Origin of the sequence: Listeria cossartiae subsp. cossartiae (genome assembly GCF_014224155.1) — a bacterium.
Lineage (GTDB): Bacteria > Bacillota > Bacilli > Lactobacillales > Listeriaceae > Listeria > Listeria cossartiae.
Map to the genome: position 1 here is coordinate 1,213,830 of NZ_JAASUI010000001.1, position 17,238 is coordinate 1,231,067.

The following is a 17,238-nucleotide window of genomic DNA, read 5'->3' on the forward strand; positions in this document are numbered from 1 at the left end:
TCGCACAACTATCGACCTCTACGTTCATCAATCGCCTTTAAAAGCTCGTTTCATTTTGTCAAAAAATCCAGATGTTTGCTCATCTACTTTGTCTCCAGTAGTGGAAGCAAACTCGCGCAAGATTTCTTTTTGTTTATCATCTAGTTTTTTCGGAACGATTACTTTGACGATGACGTGTTGGTCACCTGTTCCGTTGCCACGAAGATGTGGAACGCCTTTGCCACGTAGGCGGAAGGTTGTTCCTGTTTGTGTACCATTCGGGATTTTTAAGCGAACTTTGCCGTGAACAGTTGGCACGTCAATTTCGTCGCCTAATGTTGCTTGTACGAATGTAATTGGAACTTCTACATAAATGTCATCTGCTTCACGTTCGAAAAATTCATCTGGAATAACGACAAATACCACATATAAATCGCCGTTAGGTCCGCCGTTAATGCCAGCTTCCCCTTCGCCAGATACACGCATTTGTTGGCCGTCATTGACACCAGCTGGCACTTTAACTTTGATTTTTTTCGTTTTCGTTACGCGGCCTTTACCGTGACATGTAGCACATTTTTCTTTAATTTCTTTACCAGTACCATTACAGTATTGACATGTGCGTTTATTAACTACGCGGCCGAATGGAGTATTTTGTTCCACGTTAATAGAACCTTTACCGCCACAATGGCTACATTTTTCAGGTGTCGTTCCTGGTTTCGCGCCGGAACCATGACATGTATCACAGTTTTCTTCGCGAGGAATTTCGATTTCGGCATCTTTACCGAAAACAGCTTCTTTGAATTTAAGGCGCATCGTGTATTGTAAATCGCTACCTTGTCTTGGGGCATTTGGATCTTGTTGACGTCCGCCGCCACCGAAGAACGTGTCAAAGATATCTTCAAATCCGGAGAAGCCTCCGCCACCAAAGCCACCACCAGCACCGCCGCCGAAGCCTTGGTTTGGATCTACATGTCCGTATTGGTCATATTGTGCACGTTTTTGTGGGTCACTTAATGCTTCATAAGCCTCTGATATTTCTTTGAATTTCTCATCAGCGCCTGCTTCTTTATTTATGTCCGGATGATACTGTTTGGACAGTTTCCGGTAAGCTTTTTTTATTTCGTCCGCTGAGGCGCTTTTGGAAATACCAAGCACTTCATAGTAATCTCGTTTTGCCATCCGCCATCACTCCTGTCCATGATAGATTTTTATAGTCCTAACGTATTGTAACATTTGAAAGAGATGTTGTAAAAACTTTATTTCAGATAAAAAGCCAAAGCCACAGTAGACTTTGACTCATTATCCTTACCTGTTAAAAAGATTATTTGTTTTCTTTGTCGTCGTCATTTACTTCTTCAAATTCAGCGTCTACGATGTCGTCATTTTGCGGAGCTTCTTGACCTTCTGCGCCACCTGCTGCTTGTTGTTCTGCTGCAGCTTGTTCGTATAATTTAACAGATAGGTTTTGAACGATTTCGTTTAAGCTTTCTGTTTTTTCTTTAATTGCATCGAAATCTTCGCCTTTAAGCGCTTCTTGTAATTCGTCGCGCGCTGCTTCTGCTTTTTTCACTTCTTCTTCGTCTACTTTGCCTTCTAGTTCTTTCAATGTTTTATCTACAGTGAATACTAGTTGGTCAGCGTTGTTGCGAAGTTCTGCATTTTCTTTGTTCTTTTTATCTTCTTCTGCGTTAGCTTCTGCATCTTGAACCATTTTTTCGATTTCTTCGTCTGTTAAACCTGAAGAAGATTTAATAACGATGTTTTGTTCTTTACCAGTTCCAAGGTCTTTCGCGCGAACTGTTACGATACCATTTTTGTCGATATCAAATGATACTTCGATTTGAGGGATTCCGCGTGGTGCTGCTGGAATGTCCGCTAATTGGAAACGACCTAATGTTTTGTTGTCTTTTGCCATTGGGCGTTCACCTTGAAGTACATGGATATCTACGGCTGGTTGATTGTCAGCTGCTGTAGAGAATGTTTGAGATTTAGATGTTGGAATAGTTGTATTACGTTCGATAAGTGTAGTCATAACGCCGCCCATTGTTTCAATACCAAGGGATAATGGAGTTACATCAAGTAGTACAACGTCTTTTACATCACCAGTGATTACGCCACCTTGAATTGCAGCACCCATTGCTACAACTTCATCCGGGTTTACACCTTTATGAGGCTCTTTGCCTAATTCTTTTTTGATTGTTTCTTGAACTGCAGGAATACGAGTAGATCCACCAACTAAAATAACTTGGTCAATATCGCTTGCAGAAAGGTTCGCATCTTTTAATGCTTGACGAGTTGGCGCAATTGTACGTTCAACTAAGTCATGAGTTAATTCATCAAATTTAGCACGAGTAAGTGTTACTTCTAAGTGAAGTGGGCCAGCTTCTCCGGCTGTGATAAATGGTAAAGAGATTTGTGTGCTTGTTACGCCAGAAAGATCTTTTTTCGCTTTTTCAGCTGCATCTTTCAAACGTTGAAGCGCCATTTTGTCTTGACTTAGATCAATACCGTTGTCTTTTTTGAATTCAGCTACTAGATAGTCGATGATTTTTTTGTCAAAGTCATCTCCACCTAGTTCGTTGTCGCCGGCAGTAGAGTGTACTTCGAATACGCCGTCGCCTAGTTCAAGGATAGATACGTCAAAAGTACCGCCACCAAGGTCAAATACTAGAATTGTTTGGTCTGTTTCTGTTTTATCCATACCATAAGCAAGTGCTGCTGCTGTTGGTTCGTTAATAATACGCTCTACTTCAAGTCCAGCGATTTTACCAGCATCTTTTGTTGCTTGACGTTGTGCATCGTTGAAATAAGCTGGAACAGTGATAACTGCTTTATCAACAGTTTCGCCAAGGTAATCTTCTGCATAACTTTTTAGGTATTGCAAAATGATTGCACTGATTTCTTGTGGAGAGTAGTCTTTTCCTTCTACGGATTCTTTGTAGTTAGTACCCATGTGACGTTTAATAGAACTTACTGTATTTGGGTTTGTGATAGCAGCACGTTTCGCTACTTCACCTACTTGACGTTCGCCATTTTTGAAACCAACTACGGAAGGTGTTGTACGTGCGCCTTCTGGGTTAGGGATGATTTTAGCTTCTCCGCCTTCTAATACTGCTACTGCAGAGTTTGTTGTTCCTAAGTCAATACCGATAATTTTGCTCATTGTTATTTCCTCCTGTTATTCAGTAATTATTTTTTATTGATTTACTTTTACCATTGATGGGCGAATAACCCGATCTTTTAATTTATAACCTTTTTGAAGTTCGGCAGTGATTTCGTTGCTTTCTGCATTTTCGTCACTGTCTTGCATAACGGCTTGATGGAAATTCGGGTCAAATTGTTCGCCGACAGCCGGAATTACTTCAATACCTTCTTTTTCAAAAGCAACAAGAATTTGGTTGTACACCATTTCCATTCCTTTTAAAATTTGCTTCACTTCTTCATGATCAGAATTCGTTGCAAGTGCTTTTTCAAAACTATCTAGTGCAGGAAGTAAATCTTGCGCTAGGCTTTGCGAACGATATTTCTGACTGGCATCACGGTCTGCGATATGTCTTTTTTTGACGTTTTCGAAGTCCGCTTGCATACGAAGATAGCGATTTTCCACTTCATCAAGTTTGTTTTCAAGTTCTAAAATCTTCGTTTGTTCTTCGGTTAAAGTATCGGCCGCAGCTTCTTCTTCAACGGTTTCTTCTGATTCATCTAAAATGTTTAATTCTTCTTGTTCGATTTCATCAGCTAGTCTTTCTTTTTTATTCTTTTTCTCAGACACTTTAGCCACCTCCTGAAAAAACTTGTGCTTTTTCAGCCTTCCTAATTTTGGTTATCACGATAAAGTTTGGTTAACACATCGGTTAAATCTCGGCTCATTACATCAACGAGTCCCATCATCCTGCTGTATTCCATTCTTGTTGGGCCTAGGAGTACGATACCGCCAACGCGTTCGCCAGCAATATTATACGTCGCTGTAATGATACTACAATCTTCCATTAGACTATTATTGTTTTCACGGCCAATCTTCACTTGGAGGCCATCGGGAATATCCCTAAACAATTCATACACATCTTGTTCTTCTTCCATCAAATGAAGCATCTCACGGACTTTATTAATATCATGAAATTCTGGTTGGTTAAGGATATTTGTTTTTCCGCCAAAATACACTTTTTGTTGACTTGCTTGAGCAAAAGAATCCGAGAATACATGCATAAAGCTTTCATAGTTTCTGACATGCTTGCCGAGTAGTTCTTTTACTTCCATTGGTATTTGTACTTTTAAATCATCTAGCGAAAGCCCAATCAACCGTTCATTTAGGATGTTAACCATTCGTTCGATATCGGAAAGCGTTGAGCCCTCAGGTATGGTCACAAGATGATTATCAACATGCCCTTGATCGGTAATTAAAATGAGCATTGCTTGAAAATTATTTATTGGTACAAATCTAAAGCCACTTAAATGATTTTTCGTCGCTTCAGGACCAAGCAAGATGGACGTGTAATTGGTTAAATCGGATAACATTAAAGCTGAATTTTGGATAAGTCCTTCCATTTCGTAGTAATTCTCTGAAAAGAAGGAACGAATCATTTGCCTGTCAGATTTATCGAGCTTTTTGGGCTGGAGTAAATAATCGACATAGAAGCGGTACCCTTTCTCTGATGGAACTCGTCCGGACGAGGAATGCGTCTTTTCAATAAAACCGTATTCTTCGAGGACCCCCATTTCATTACGGATAGTCGCGGAACTATAAGGCAAACCTTTTTCTTTCAGCAAATTCTTTGATCCAACCGGCTGAATAGTCCAAGTGAAATGATCGATGATGGCACGGAAAATCAAAAGTTGTCTTTCTGTTAACATAGCAATCACCTCTTTTAGCACTCCATAACGTCAAGTGCTAAATACAAGTATAAATTTACCAAACAATTCCACCTTAGTCAACCGAAAACACTCGATTTCAGACTAAAGTAGGATTGTTTGGTCAAAAAAGGTCAAATGATGCGGTTTTAGAGAAATTCTTGGAAAACATTATTCCCTAAAAATCTGCCGCTTCTTGTAAGTGCCACATTTTCTTCATTATTTTCGAGCCAGCCTTTTGCCATTGTTTTTTGAATCGCATTAGCAAAAGTAGTATCTAAATCTTGGCCGAATTTTTGCTTAAAGTGGTTTTTGTTCACGCCGTCCACTTTCCGAAGACCTAAGAACATCTCTTCTTCCATTTTTTCTTTTAAAGTGAGTTCTTTTTGTTGGAAGGTTGGCAGTTTATTTTCTTGCAAGGGTTCCATGTATTTTTTGATTGGTCCGAAATTGCTGTAACGTGTGTCGCCAACATAGCCGTGTGCGCCGGCGCCGAATCCGTAGTAATGTTCATTGCTCCAGTAAGTAATATTGTGTTTACTTTGGAAGCCTTCTTTGGCAAAATTACTAATTTCATATTGTTTGCGACCGTGTTTTTCCATTTCGTTCAGCAATAAGTCGTACATGTTTGCTTCCGCGTCTTGTCCGGGAAGGATGAGTTTTCCTTTTTGCATTAGGTTGTAGAAAATCGTTTTTGGTTCGATAATAAGCGAATATGCGGAATAATGGGGTAAATCTAAGTCAAGCGCTTGTTTTAATGTATCTTGGAAATCTGCTTCTGTTTGTCCGGGTAAGCTAAAGATCAAATCAATGCTCACGTTTTCGAAACCGATTTTACGCATATTTTCAACGGATTGATAGACGTCTTTCACTGTATGAATCCGGCCGATTTTTTTGAGTAGTTCGTTGTTGAAGCTTTGAACGCCCATGCTAATGCGGTTAACGCCGTGATCTTGCATTGCTTGTAATTTAGATAGCGAGAGGTCCCCTGGATTTGCTTCAAAGGAAAATTCGATATCTTTTTTGAGTGGTAATATTTCTTGAATTGCTGTACAAAGTCTGGCAATTTGCGCTTCGTTTAATGTCGTAGGTGTTCCTCCGCCAACAAAAACCGTGTCCACTGGTGCGATTGGTCCTTTTGCAGCTGTGAGTTTCATTTCTTTTATTAGTAAATCTACGTATTCATCGACCGGTTGCCCTTCTAGGAATACTTTATTGAAATCGCAGTAATAGCAAATATGTTCGCAAAACGGAATATGGATGTATACCGCGGATTGCTCATTACTCGATTGGTTCGCATTTATCATTTTTATCAATTCCTTGCACTTAAAATTGGCTTCGTTGTCCATTAGACAGTTTAACATATTTTTAAGGGCTTATGTGGTGGATTCGCTTTTAATCTAGTAAACCATACTTCGCCAAACTGTCTACCGCGGCTAAGACAGCTTCTTCTTTCGTGGAAATTGGTGTCCAACCTAACATCTTTTTGGCTTTTTCATTGCTTATTTGGCGATTCATATTAATCATTAACTCGCCTTCTTTGGCATGTTTGTTAAACAACGCAGCAGCTCTAATAGCGATATTCGGTAACGTTTTTTGCGGCATTTTAGAAACAAGGTCGGGGCGTTTTTGGCGAAGTAAATGAGCGATGTCTTCCATGCTGATTTCTCCGTCCGCGGATGCAATAAATCTTTCGCCGTTTGCTTCTTTAGTGATCATTGCGCGGATGTGTAAATCAGCGACATCTCTCACATCTACTACATTTAACGGAATATTAATGACGCGTTTCATGGAACCGTTCAACAGATTTTTTAGCAAGTCAAAGCTTCCGGATACATGGCTACTTTGCGATGGTCCGAAAATAGCCACTGGGTTAATCGTTGCGAATTCCAATTCTGTTTCGTTCCCCATAAATTTCCAAGCTTCTTTTTCAGCGATTAGTTTCGATTTTTCATAGGCCGATAATCCTTTAGCAAACTCATCGGTCCAAAATGCTTCCGTCGTGATGCTCGTTTTATCCGAATTACTAAAACCGATTGCGCCAAAATTGGACGTCATAACTACTCGTTTTACTTTGGCCGCTTTGGCTGCTTTTAGAATTCGTGTGATACCGTCTATCGCTGGGCGGATTAATTCATCTTCGTTTTTAAATTTACCAAAAAACACTGGTGAAGCAACACTTAACACATACTCACAGTCTAGCATGGCTTCTTTCCAACCTGCATCTTTAGATAAATCAAGTTCAACAAAGGATAACTGCGTGAAATCTGTAATTCCGTTATTTTTTAGTATTTTAATGACGTTATCTTTACTTTTTAAAGAACGGACGGTTGTTTTGACACGGTAGCCTTTTTGTAATAATTGAAAGATAATGTGCATTCCTAAAAATCCAGTTCCGCCTGTTACTAATACGTTGTTTTTCATTATAAATTCCTCCGATAATAATTAATTTTGCTTATTTGTTCTATTCGCTTTATACTTACTGTAAACCCTAGAGTATAGTGTAGGGCAAGTAAATTATTTATTGGAGGAAAAAATGACTTATTCTATTAAAGAAGTATCCAAAATATTTAATTTGTCGATTTATACATTGCGTTACTATGATAAACAAGGTTTACTGCCATTTGTTTCTAAAAATCAGTCTGGATACCGCGAATTTACGGAATCGGATTTGAAATTAATTCATACGATTTGTTGTTTGAAAAATACGGGAATGCCGTTGAAACAAATCCGCACATATATTGATTGCGTGATGGAAGGACCTGTTTCTATCGAAGCTCGGAAACAGTTGCTCTTGGATCATCGGACAGTTGTTTTGAAAAATTTAGAGGATTTAACGGAAAATCTAAAAGAAGTTGATGTGAAAATTGCGAAGTATTCTTCTCCTGATGCCGTAGAAGTCATTACTGCTGAGCGAAAATATGTCACTATGGAGAAGAAAAAACATGATTTAATTTATCCGTATCATATATAAAAAGGTTGTGCCGTGAACGTGAGCTCACAGCACAACCTTTTTATTATTTCGATTCATCCATTTTCAAGATGGCCATGAAGGCTTCTTGTGGAACTTCAACGGAACCGATTTGTTTCATTCGTTTTTTACCTTCTTTTTGTTTCTCTAGGAGTTTCCGTTTACGAGATACGTCCCCACCATAACATTTAGCAAGTACGTTTTTACGCAGTGCTTTGATAGTAGAACGAGAAACGATTTTTGTGGCAATCGCTGCTTGGATTGGCACTTCAAACTGTTGCCTTGGAATAAGTTCTTTTAGTTTTTCCACGATAATTTTGCCGCGCTCGTAGGCAAAATCACGGTGAACGATAAAGCTTAATGCATCGACTTTTTCCGCATTTAAAAGAATATCCATTTTCACCAGTTTAGAAGCTTTATAGCCAATTAATTCATAGTCAAAGGACGCATAGCCTTTTGTAGATGATTTTAATTGGTCGAAAAAGTCGTAAACAATTTCGGAAAGCGGAATTTCGTACACAATACTCACACGGATATCATCTAAATACTCCATCGTAATGAAGTTACCACGTTTATTTTGCGCTAATTCCATAACTGCGCCAACGTAATCATTCGGTACCATGACAGTTGCTTTTACATACGGCTCTTCTACGCTTTCAATTACACCAGGTTCAGGCATTTCAGCAGGATTATCAACGACGATATTTGAACCATCTGTTAAATTGACATGATAGATAACGCTTGGAGCAGTAGTGATTAAATCAATGTTAAATTCGCGTTCAATTCGCTCTTGAATGATTTCCATGTGCAGTAATCCTAGGAAACCACAACGGAAACCGAAGCCTAGCGCTTGAGAAGTCTCTGCTTCAAATTGAAGAGCGGAGTCATTTAGTTCAAGTTTTTCCAGAGCATCACGCAAATCATTGTATTTAGAAGAATCGATTGGATACAAACCACAGTAAACCATTGGATTTAATTTGCGGTAACCATCAAGCGCTTCTTCAGCTGGATTATTTGCTAGAGTAATCGTGTCACCTACTCGCGTATCACCAACATTTTTGATAGCAGCTGTTAAGTAACCTACATCACCAACAAGTAATTCGTCGCGCGGTGTTGCTTTTGGAGAGAAAACGCCTACTTCCGTTACTTCGAATTCTTTACCATTCGACATCATTTTAATTCTGTCGCCGGCCTTCACAACGCCATCCATGATACGAATGTTAGCAATAACGCCGCGGTACGCATCAAAAACGGAGTCGAAAATGAGCGCTTTTAACGGTTTGTTGACATCTCCAGAAGGTTCTGGCACTTTTTCAACAATTTGTTCAAGAATATCTTCAATACCAATACCTGATTTTGCCGAAGCGAGTACAGCGTCGGAAGCATCTAAGCCGATAACATCTTCAATCTCTTCACGGACTCTTTCTGGATCGGCCGCTGGTAAATCGATTTTGTTAATGACAGGTAAAATTTCTAAATCATTGTCTAGTGCAAGATAAACATTGGCAAGTGTTTGTGCTTCAATCCCTTGCGCAGCATCTACTACTAGAATGGCTCCCTCACATGCAGCTAAACTTCTTGATACTTCATAGGTGAAATCGACATGCCCTGGCGTATCAATCAGATGGAAAATATATGTTTCGCCATCTTTTGCTTTATATTTTAATTGTACAGCATTTAATTTTATGGTTATCCCGCGTTCACGTTCTAAATCCATCGAATCTAGTAGCTGATTTTTCATTTCACGATGCGTCAAAGCACCCGTTTGTTCTAAAATCCGATCAGCGAGTGTAGATTTACCATGATCTATGTGCGCGATAATCGAAAAGTTTCTAATTTTCTTTTGTCTTGCATTCATTTCTTCTTTGTTCATTTCCCCAGCTCCTGATTAGAACTCATCGCATAAATCCGATGGCAAGCTATCCTTGATTATATCAGTAGAACGCTTAACATTCAATGACTTCTTTATTAAATACAGATAAATTTAAAATAAAATAGAAAGTATTATTGCATTATGGCTGTGATTTCGGTATAATAGCATTTGTTCTGATATAATTTAAAAGGTATGTTATATGAAATAAATACTACCTCATTAGTTTGGACGGAGGTGAATGGAATGCCAAATATTAAATCTGCAATTAAACGTGTAAAAACTGCTGAAACTCGCAACAGCCGTAATGCATCTCAACGTTCTGCAATGCGTACTGCTATCAAGAAATTTGATGAAGCAGCTGCAAACAACGCGGACAACGCGAAAGATCTTTACGTAGAAGCATCAAAAAAATTAGATAGCGCTGTGAGCAAAGGATTGATTCACAAAAACAATGCTGCTCGCAACAAATCTCGCTTAGCTGCTAAATTAGCTAAATAATACCGAGTTCGGTATAAAACATCACACCTTGTGTGGTGTTTTTTGTTTGTAAAAATAGCTTTGTCCTTAGCGACAAAGCTATTTTTTATACTGTCTTTTGACGATTATCTTGTAATTCAAACAAAAACCATTCGAGTTTCTGTTCTTTATCACCAAAACCTGTTTTCATTTCAAAGTCTATTTCAGCTAATCGTTTTAACGCTTGATTTAATTGTCGCTCTGAGAAATTCTTTGCTTGTTTAGATGCTAATTTCACGCGAAATGGATGCACTTTTAATTTAGTTGCAGCTTGTTGTTGTGAGTAGCCTTGTTGTTCTAGCAGCTTTAATTGATTCAGCAATCGGAATTGGCTAGAAATTAATGCGAGTATTTTGATAGGTTCCTCTTTTTGTTTTAATAAATCATAATAAATTCGGAGTGCCCCACCGATATCCATAGCGATCATTTTATCAAGTAGCAAGAAAATGTTTTGCTCTAGTGAGCGAACAACTAAAGATTCTACCTCTTGAACCGTAATTTCTTTTGTATCAAAGCAATAGAGCATTAATTTTTGTAATTCATTCATAGCTGTTGTTAACTGGCCGCTAGTTAATTCAATAAGTCGCGTGATCGCTGCTTGTGACATTTGCATCTGATTCTCGCTTGTTTTTGCTTCAATCCACTTTTTGAGTTCATTTTCATTAGGTCGCTTTGCTTCTATGACTGTAGCTGTTTTCTTGAGAAGTTTAGTTAGTTTTTTACGTTCATCCAATTTTTCTACGCGCGCCACAAAGCATAAAACTGAGTAGTCTACTGGCTCATTGAGATACGCTTCTAGTTTCGCTGTATCGTGTTCCACTTTGTTTTTACTTTTTTCCGTCGTTAAAAAGAGCGGATTGTTTGCCATTACTAAACGTTTATCTCCAAAAAATGGCATACTTTCTGCTTCTTGAACGACTGCTTCAATCGGCATTTCTTCTAAATCCAGATTGGCATAGTTAAATTCTACCTCTTCGCCATCTAGAATGTTATCTATTAAAAGTTGCTTCGTTTCGTTAATAATATAATCTTCTGTTCCAATGATTAAGTACACTGGAGTTATTTTTTTGGAGCGTATCTGTTTCCATTCTGGCAGCATTCATTTCGCCTCGCTTCACTCTTATTTCTCTTTCTATGGTAAAACATGAAATAAGAGATAGCAAGTTTTATTTCAAAGTCACTTCAAAGCCTTTTCCAAATGTATAAATTATTTCTCCTTGTAAATCTGTTCGCAGAATTGTGGTCTCTGCTTCTTCAAGTGTATTTAACGTTTCTGCATGAGGGTGACCAAAACGATTTTCCACTCCGCAAGAAATAATCGCAAAAGTTGGTTGGACTTGTTCTATAAACTCTTTGGATGTCGAAGTTTTGCTACCGTGATGCCCTACTTTTAAAATATCTGCCTTCATTGGTTGATCTAACAGTTTTTGTTCTCCATTCGCCTCTAAATCTCCGGTGAAAAGCCACACTTTATTATCTAATATTGCTTTCAAGACAATGGAATCATCGTTTCCGCCAACACCCGCTTGCGTTGGGTACAAGCATTCAAAACGGCTTTCACCCACTTGCCAGTTCGCTCCCGCTAAAATAATTGTTTGCTTTACTTTCGGCATTGCATCGAGCGCTTCTTTCATAATCGCTTTATTTTCAGCTCCTTGGGCGAAAATAAGTTCTCTAATAGAAATATTTTTTGCTAAGTCATCAAGCCCTTCCATATGATCCGCGTCACTATGCGTAATGATTACCTTATCTAGACTGCTAATCCCTTTTGATTTTAAAACTGGAGTGAGCGTACTCCCGCCAATGGTAAATGGTTTTCTTTTTTTCGCCCAATCTTCTTTTTCAAATAGAAGTTGCCCACCTGTATCAATTAAATAGTTGCCTTTATTGTAAGGCAATTGAATTAAGATGCTATCCCCTTGCCCTACATCAACAAAACTAACTTTGCCACTAACATTAAAACTGGAAAAATAACAGAGTAGACAAAAAATGATAAAAATCCTTCTCGGAAACTTATTCTTTTGCCACTGATAAAAGAATAGCAAGATAGTAACTATAATTAACACGAGAATCACCGTGTTAGGCCTTCCAGTTACAATAGTTTGATGCGGTATCTTCGCGAAAACATTAGTGAAGCTTTCTATCAATTGGATAAGAAAAACAAGCACAGATTCAGGGATAGTGGCGAGCGACTGGGAGCACATAGACAATAAAAAGACACTTATACAGCCTGGCAATATGATAATTGTAAAAATCGGTACATATAGCAAGTTGAAGAAAATTCCGACCCATGAAAAAGAATAGAAATGATACATCATCACAACGGATGACATTATTGTTGAAACAAAGGATATCGCGAGTGACTTAGTGAAGGTGTTCTGTTGTCTAGTTAATATTTGCCTCGAGGATAAAATAATACCAAATGAAACTGCATAAGAAAGCTGGAATCCCACTTCGTAAATGACATATGGTTGTAGGAGGAAAAATAGAATAAAGGATAAGCAAATAACCGAAAATGAACTCCATTTGGTAGCATATTTTTCGGATAATAAAAGCAATGCTGTCATCGTTGCTGCACGAATAACTGGCGGATTGGCTCCTGTGAAGATAACATAAAAAGGTAAAAAAGCAAGTAGGCAGATAATGGCTCGTTCGCGAGTTATGCTAAATTTTAGCAATAAAAAATAAATAGCTCCAATTAATAAATTAACATGAAGTCCAGAGATTGCTAATAGATGGACAACCCCCATTTGTTGGTAGGTTTCATACATTTCAGGCGAAAAGCCATTTTTCTCACCGGTAATTAACGCAAGGAAATAAGGATTTATTTTTGGGGAAATATTTTCGCTTATATATGCTATGGTTTGTAATCGGATATTTTGAATACGCATTAAAATAGATGGTGAAACTTTTTCGGAAATTGATAGTGAGCTAGCTTCAAGTACATAGTGTATTTTTTGACGTTTAAGATACTCTTGGTAATTAAATTGGTTTTGATTGCGATTGGCTTGAGGGGTTTCTACATTTGCGAAGACAGTAATAAATTGTCCGTATTGAAGCTTTTTTAATGTTTGTTGTTCTTCTTCTGTGGTAATTTTATAACGCAATTGAAATGCTTCTTTTTCGTAGCGTACGATAGCTTGAAAACTGTCGCCATCAACCTTTAAATTATCAATTATTTGACAGTTTCCGCTAAACTCAGTTGCCGTAAAAGAGGTTGTATTCGATTTTTCGACAATAAATAAAAAGCCGCAGATTAGAAGATAGATGAGGATAAAGAGAAGAATCATTTTGGATTTTTTTATAAAAGCAATCAAACTGAGCAAACAAATACATATGGGAACGAAAGAGCTTGTAACAGATGCACAAATAATAGCTAAAATGATCATAGCTAAATATCGCTCGATAACGTTCCCTCCTTATTTAGTTCAATTTTTCTGAGATGTGTTGGTACAGTTGCTCTGCTTTTTCTGGTTCGATATTTACTTCGACTGCTGCTTCTTTGACTAAAGTATGCATTTTTTCTTCGTTCCAATTGTTTACTTGGAGAACGGATTCATCAAATTCTACTTTTTGCAATTCAACACCAGCAATTTTAAATAATTCCAAAGCGTACGAATGATTTTTGTAATCTTTGGCGAAATATACTTTCTTGATTCCTGCTTGAATAATTGATTTCGTACAAGCAAGACAAGGGAAATGCGTCACATATAATTCTGCATTATCTGTCGTGGCACCGAATTTGGCACATTGTAGGATAGCGTTCATTTCTGCATGAATGGTTCGGATACAGTGACCGTCTACAACATAACAACCATGTTCTGCACAGTGATCCCCACCAGCGATGGATCCGTTATATCCGCCCGCAATAATACGTTTATCTCGAACTATTGTCGCACCTACCATTAGTCGTGTACACGTGCTCCTTGATGATATTAGATGACTTTGCGCCATAAAAAACTGATCCCATGCGATCCTTTGCACATTAAAAACTCCCTTATGATTTGATAAATATTAGTATAGGTGTTCAGAAGGAAGTTCGTCAACCACTTTTATTAATTAACATCCAAATATTCTTTTAATTTTTCTACTGTCTTTTCGCCAATGCCAGAAACATTTTTTAAGTCCTCTATTGTTTGAAACAAGCCTTCTTTTTCGCGGTACTCAATAATGGCGGTTGCTTTTGAGTCACCAATACCGGGTACTTGTTGTAAATCTACTTTTGTTGCGTTGTTAATATTGATTTTATCGGTTGTACTGGTTGTTTCTCTTGTGTTTGATACAGGTAATTCTGATCCTTCTTCGCCTTTTTTGTAGACATAAATACTCATTTCGTCTTTTAACTTTTCAGCTAGGTTTAATTTGCTGTTATCCGCTTCTTCTGTGAGTCCTCCTGCCATTTTCACTACATCTTGCACTCTAGCATCAGCTGGTAATTTATACACGCCAGGTGTCCGTACTGCGCCTTTAATGTCGATGTACAAGTGATTCGACGTCTTGATTTCTTCCTTAACTGGTTTTTCTTCTTTCGTTGCGGTTTGTTTTGCCGATATCTCATCTGTTCCTCCATCTGGCAAACAAATATAAACTAATCCAGCACAAAGAATAGCAATGCCAATCAAAAAATAATTTTTGTGTTTTTTCAGTAGCTCCAACATACCTATCACCGCCTTAATATAGTATTCGCCAAAACAGTCCAAAATCCTTTTTGATAGCTAAGGCGAAAATGGCATAAAAAAAGAAAGTAATTTGAGGGAAATTACTTTCTGGCTACGAAAAAGATTCTTTCGCTTGTATTGGTTGGTTTTTCAAGGCTAAAATCAGCGTAAACATCTATTTTCGTAAAGCCGGCTTTTTTTAATATATTTTCATATGTCGTGATTGGATAGGTTCGCTCTTTGTGTAATTCGTCTACCCGGTTATACGTATCGTCTTCCCCTAAAATGTAAAAAGTTAGCTCATGTTCGACGGAATGTGGATACTCGCCAGGAAAAGAATTCCAAATGGTGGAAATTTCCTCATCACTATCTCCGTATGAATAATCTTTAAAGCCTTGCTCTATTTTAAATACAGAATGGACATCAAATAAAAATAAGCCATTTGGTTCTAAATGTGCACATACTGCTTGAATTGTATCCTCCAGTGCTTGTTCTGTCTCCAAATAATTAAGCGAATCGCAGAAACACGTGATAACATCAAATGTTTGATTTAATGCTAATTTCGACATATCTTGCTCTAAAATTGGTAAATTGATCTCAGCTGCCGCGACTTTTTCTTTGGCAACGGCCACCATTTCTGCTGATAAATCTACACCGGTAACTTGATGGCCTAGAAAGCTTAATCGTAAAGCAAATTCCGCGGTTCCGCAGGCTAAATCAAGTACTTTTTTCGGGTCGTCTCCAATAAAATCAGCAGAAAATTCTACCCATTCATCATAAAGTTCAGAATCCATGAGTCGATCATAAAATCCTGGGAAATATTCATAACTCATTTTTAATTTCTCCTTAAAAAAACAGACGAGTTAGCTTCCCGCCTGTTTCTGTTTGTTATTAAGAGACAAACGCCGCAGAAACGTCCACAAGTGGTGCGTCTCCCCATAGTTTTTCTAAGTTATAGTAAGAACGTTCTTCTTTGTGGAACACATGGATAATCACATCACCTAAGTCGATTAACACCCATTGTGCCGCATCAAAACCTTCTAAACGTTTCACATCTACTTGGTTTTCTAATGCTTTTTCTTTAATTTCACGAGCGATTGCTTGGACTTGTTTGTCTGAATTACCGTGGCAGATAACGAAATAATCCGCAAAGCTTGATAACCCCTTCATGTCTAATGCTAAAATATCCTCTGCTCTTTTATCGTCTGCTGCCTTTGCGGTCAGCATTAATGTATCGTAACTGTTCAAATTATTAATAGTCTCCTTCCAAATTTAAATTAACAAAATAATTGTAGGCATCCAAAGTATCTGGAAAAACCAATTGTTGCTTTTTAATCAAGTGCGTAATCGTATTAGATAGAGCGAATAACATCGCTTCGTCCAATGATTTAAGTGCTAATCTACGTGCTTTATATACACCGGGAAATGTTCTTCCTTGTTCTGTATAGTCGGCTAAGTAGATAAGTTTATCGAAATCAGACATCGTAGCGCTTCCTGTTGTATGCAAGCGAATAGCTTCTAGAATTTCTGTATCAGTAATACCAAATTCTTTTTCGGCCAAATAAGCGCCAACTGGAGCGTGCCACAGCGAACGATGAAATTCCAGCAAACGCGGATCGTAACCCTCGTCCTCGATGATTTTTCTTGCTTTATCATCTTCATAGTACTTGGCATAATCGTGTAATAAAGCGGTGATTCGTGCTTTTTCTACATCCATATGATAATGTTCTGCAAGTTCTACAGCTGCTTTTTCTACGCCTAAAGTGTGCGTAAAACGTGCACTAGGCATAGCTGCTTCTACTTTTTTTAGCACTTCATTTCTTTCCATAAAGTTGATGCTCCTTTATATATGACCATACTTTTTCTGGTAAAAAGGATTTCGCATGTTCGATATCATTCCTAATTTCTGTGGAAGAAATAGTCGTTTCCGGCATGTCGATTTTAACGACATCATAAGGAACTTCTGGTTGATAAAGTGGGCGATTAACCCCAACGAACGTTACCATTTTTACTAAGTCATCTATATGATACCACTTTGGCAAATATTCTACCATGTCTCCGCCGATAATAAAATAAAAATCAGTATCCGGTTGCTCGCTTATCATATCACGCATTGTATCATACGTATAGGACTTTCCCGCGCGCAGAAGTTCACGTGTATCAACTTCAAACGAATCAATACCCTCTATCATCAATTGAAGCATTTCAACACGTGCCTCACTGGAAGCCATGCCACTAATATGTTTATGTGGCGGAATTTTATTAGGTAGAAATAGAATTTTTTCAAGACCGAGCTGCTTTTTGGCCTCTTCTGCCATGTGGAGGTGCGCTAAATGCGGTGGATCAAATGTTCCGCCTAAGATACCGACTTTACGTTTCATCGCAGGTTTCCT

The 17,238-nt window shown here is 38.1% G+C and carries 17 protein-coding genes; 2 read left to right on the forward strand and 15 right to left on the reverse strand.

Features of this window, described 5'->3' with window-relative positions; genetic code table 11:
• Positions 1 to 27: 27 nt before the first annotated feature.
• From dnaJ to HCJ30_RS06230, 6 genes are all read right to left on the reverse strand, one after another.
• Positions 28 to 1,158, reverse strand: coding sequence for a molecular chaperone DnaJ (gene dnaJ, locus HCJ30_RS06205; RefSeq protein ID WP_185391394.1), 1,131 nt, complete (start codon positions 1,156 to 1,158; stop codon positions 28 to 30).
• Between the two features lie 142 nt (positions 1,159 to 1,300).
• Positions 1,301 to 3,142, reverse strand: coding sequence for a molecular chaperone DnaK (gene dnaK / locus HCJ30_RS06210; protein WP_185391395.1), 1,842 nt, complete (start codon positions 3,140 to 3,142; stop codon positions 1,301 to 1,303).
• Positions 3,143 to 3,175: 33 nt separating this feature from the next.
• Positions 3,176 to 3,751, reverse strand: a complete 576-nt coding sequence (gene grpE / locus HCJ30_RS06215) for a nucleotide exchange factor GrpE (RefSeq protein WP_185391396.1) — start codon at positions 3,749 to 3,751, stop codon at positions 3,176 to 3,178.
• Between the two features lie 41 nt (positions 3,752 to 3,792).
• Positions 3,793 to 4,830: a heat-inducible transcriptional repressor HrcA gene (hrcA, locus tag HCJ30_RS06220; protein WP_185391397.1), complete on the reverse strand. Its 1,038-nt coding sequence runs from the start codon at positions 4,828 to 4,830 to the stop codon at positions 3,793 to 3,795.
• Positions 4,831 to 4,976: 146 nt separating this feature from the next.
• Positions 4,977 to 6,134, reverse strand: a complete 1,158-nt coding sequence (gene hemW / locus HCJ30_RS06225; RefSeq protein WP_185391398.1) for a radical SAM family heme chaperone HemW — start codon at positions 6,132 to 6,134, stop codon at positions 4,977 to 4,979.
• Positions 6,135 to 6,222: 88 nt separating this feature from the next.
• On the reverse strand, positions 6,223 to 7,251 hold the full coding sequence (locus HCJ30_RS06230; RefSeq protein ID WP_185391399.1) for an NAD-dependent epimerase/dehydratase family protein: 1,029 nt from the start codon (positions 7,249 to 7,251) through the stop codon (positions 6,223 to 6,225).
• Between the two features lie 112 nt (positions 7,252 to 7,363).
• Here HCJ30_RS06230 and HCJ30_RS06235 point away from each other — a divergent pair, with 112 nt between their 5' ends.
• Positions 7,364 to 7,801 carry a MerR family transcriptional regulator gene (locus HCJ30_RS06235; protein WP_185391400.1) on the forward strand — a complete coding sequence of 146 codons (438 nt, stop codon included), beginning with the start codon at positions 7,364 to 7,366 and terminating at the stop codon, positions 7,799 to 7,801.
• A 43-nt stretch (positions 7,802 to 7,844) separates the two neighbouring features.
• Here the strand turns inward: HCJ30_RS06235 and lepA are convergent, their stop codons facing one another.
• Positions 7,845 to 9,671 (reverse strand): translation elongation factor 4, encoded by a 1,827-nt coding sequence (gene lepA, locus HCJ30_RS06240; RefSeq protein ID WP_003726525.1) that lies wholly within the window; start codon positions 9,669 to 9,671, stop codon positions 7,845 to 7,847.
• A gap of 243 nt (positions 9,672 to 9,914) precedes the next feature.
• On the opposite strand from lepA, the gene rpsT reads away from it, so the two are divergent.
• Positions 9,915 to 10,169, forward strand: a complete 255-nt coding sequence (rpsT, locus tag HCJ30_RS06245; protein ID WP_003726526.1) for a 30S ribosomal protein S20 — start codon at positions 9,915 to 9,917, stop codon at positions 10,167 to 10,169.
• Positions 10,170 to 10,254: 85 nt separating this feature from the next.
• Here rpsT and holA read toward each other — a convergent pair whose 3' ends face one another.
• The 8 genes from holA to HCJ30_RS06285 form a co-directional block, all read right to left on the reverse strand.
• Positions 10,255 to 11,286, reverse strand: a complete 1,032-nt coding sequence (holA, locus tag HCJ30_RS06250; protein ID WP_185391401.1) for a DNA polymerase III subunit delta — start codon at positions 11,284 to 11,286, stop codon at positions 10,255 to 10,257.
• Positions 11,287 to 11,353: 67 nt separating this feature from the next.
• On the reverse strand, positions 11,354 to 13,576 hold the full coding sequence (locus HCJ30_RS06255; protein ID WP_185391402.1) for a DNA internalization-related competence protein ComEC/Rec2: 2,223 nt from the start codon (positions 13,574 to 13,576) through the stop codon (positions 11,354 to 11,356).
• A gap of 34 nt (positions 13,577 to 13,610) precedes the next feature.
• Positions 13,611 to 14,171, reverse strand: a complete 561-nt coding sequence (locus tag HCJ30_RS06260; RefSeq protein ID WP_185391403.1) for a ComE operon protein 2 — start codon at positions 14,169 to 14,171, stop codon at positions 13,611 to 13,613.
• Between the two features lie 71 nt (positions 14,172 to 14,242).
• Positions 14,243 to 14,845 (reverse strand): helix-hairpin-helix domain-containing protein, encoded by a 603-nt coding sequence (locus HCJ30_RS06265; protein WP_185391404.1) that lies wholly within the window; start codon positions 14,843 to 14,845, stop codon positions 14,243 to 14,245.
• 101 nt (positions 14,846 to 14,946) lie between these two features.
• Entirely contained in the window at positions 14,947 to 15,678 is a 732-nt protein-coding gene (locus HCJ30_RS06270; protein WP_185391405.1) for a class I SAM-dependent DNA methyltransferase, read from the reverse strand.
• A 58-nt stretch (positions 15,679 to 15,736) separates the two neighbouring features.
• Complete coding sequence (gene rsfS, locus HCJ30_RS06275) at positions 15,737 to 16,093, reverse strand: ribosome silencing factor (RefSeq protein WP_185391406.1); 357 nt, start codon at positions 16,091 to 16,093, stop codon at positions 15,737 to 15,739.
• Positions 16,094 to 16,097: 4 nt separating this feature from the next.
• Complete coding sequence (gene yqeK / locus HCJ30_RS06280) at positions 16,098 to 16,673, reverse strand: bis(5'-nucleosyl)-tetraphosphatase (symmetrical) YqeK (protein ID WP_185391407.1); 576 nt, start codon at positions 16,671 to 16,673, stop codon at positions 16,098 to 16,100.
• Positions 16,660 to 17,226, reverse strand: a complete 567-nt coding sequence (locus HCJ30_RS06285) for a nicotinate-nucleotide adenylyltransferase (protein ID WP_185391408.1) — start codon at positions 17,224 to 17,226, stop codon at positions 16,660 to 16,662. The genes yqeK and HCJ30_RS06285 overlap by 14 nt, the downstream gene beginning before the upstream one ends.
• Positions 17,227 to 17,238: the final 12 nt, after the last annotated feature.

Coding starts and splice junctions, on each gene's coding strand:
- dnaJ (WP_185391394.1), bottom strand. CDS start 1,158: ATGGCAAAACGAGATTACTATGAAGTGCTTGGTATTTCCAAAAGCGCC.
- dnaK (WP_185391395.1), bottom strand. CDS start 3,142: ATGAGCAAAATTATCGGTATTGACTTAGGAACAACAAACTCTGCAGTA.
- hrcA (WP_185391397.1), bottom strand. CDS start 4,830: ATGTTAACAGAAAGACAACTTTTGATTTTCCGTGCCATCATCGATCAT.
- hemW (WP_185391398.1), bottom strand. CDS start 6,134: ATGATAAATGCGAACCAATCGAGTAATGAGCAATCCGCGGTATACATC.
- HCJ30_RS06230 (WP_185391399.1), bottom strand. CDS start 7,251: ATGAAAAACAACGTATTAGTAACAGGCGGAACTGGATTTTTAGGAATG.
- HCJ30_RS06235 (WP_185391400.1), top strand. CDS start 7,364: ATGACTTATTCTATTAAAGAAGTATCCAAAATATTTAATTTGTCGATT.
- lepA (WP_003726525.1), bottom strand. CDS start 9,671: ATGAACAAAGAAGAAATGAATGCAAGACAAAAGAAAATTAGAAACTTT.
- rpsT (WP_003726526.1), top strand. CDS start 9,915: ATGCCAAATATTAAATCTGCAATTAAACGTGTAAAAACTGCTGAAACT.
- holA (WP_185391401.1), bottom strand. CDS start 11,286: ATGCTGCCAGAATGGAAACAGATACGCTCCAAAAAAATAACTCCAGTG.
- HCJ30_RS06255 (WP_185391402.1), bottom strand. CDS start 13,576: ATGATCATTTTAGCTATTATTTGTGCATCTGTTACAAGCTCTTTCGTT.
- HCJ30_RS06265 (WP_185391404.1), bottom strand. CDS start 14,845: ATGTTGGAGCTACTGAAAAAACACAAAAATTATTTTTTGATTGGCATT.
- HCJ30_RS06270 (WP_185391405.1), bottom strand. CDS start 15,678: ATGAGTTATGAATATTTCCCAGGATTTTATGATCGACTCATGGATTCT.
- yqeK (WP_185391407.1), bottom strand. CDS start 16,673: ATGGAAAGAAATGAAGTGCTAAAAAAAGTAGAAGCAGCTATGCCTAGT.
- HCJ30_RS06285 (WP_185391408.1), bottom strand. CDS start 17,226: ATGAAACGTAAAGTCGGTATCTTAGGCGGAACATTTGATCCACCGCAT.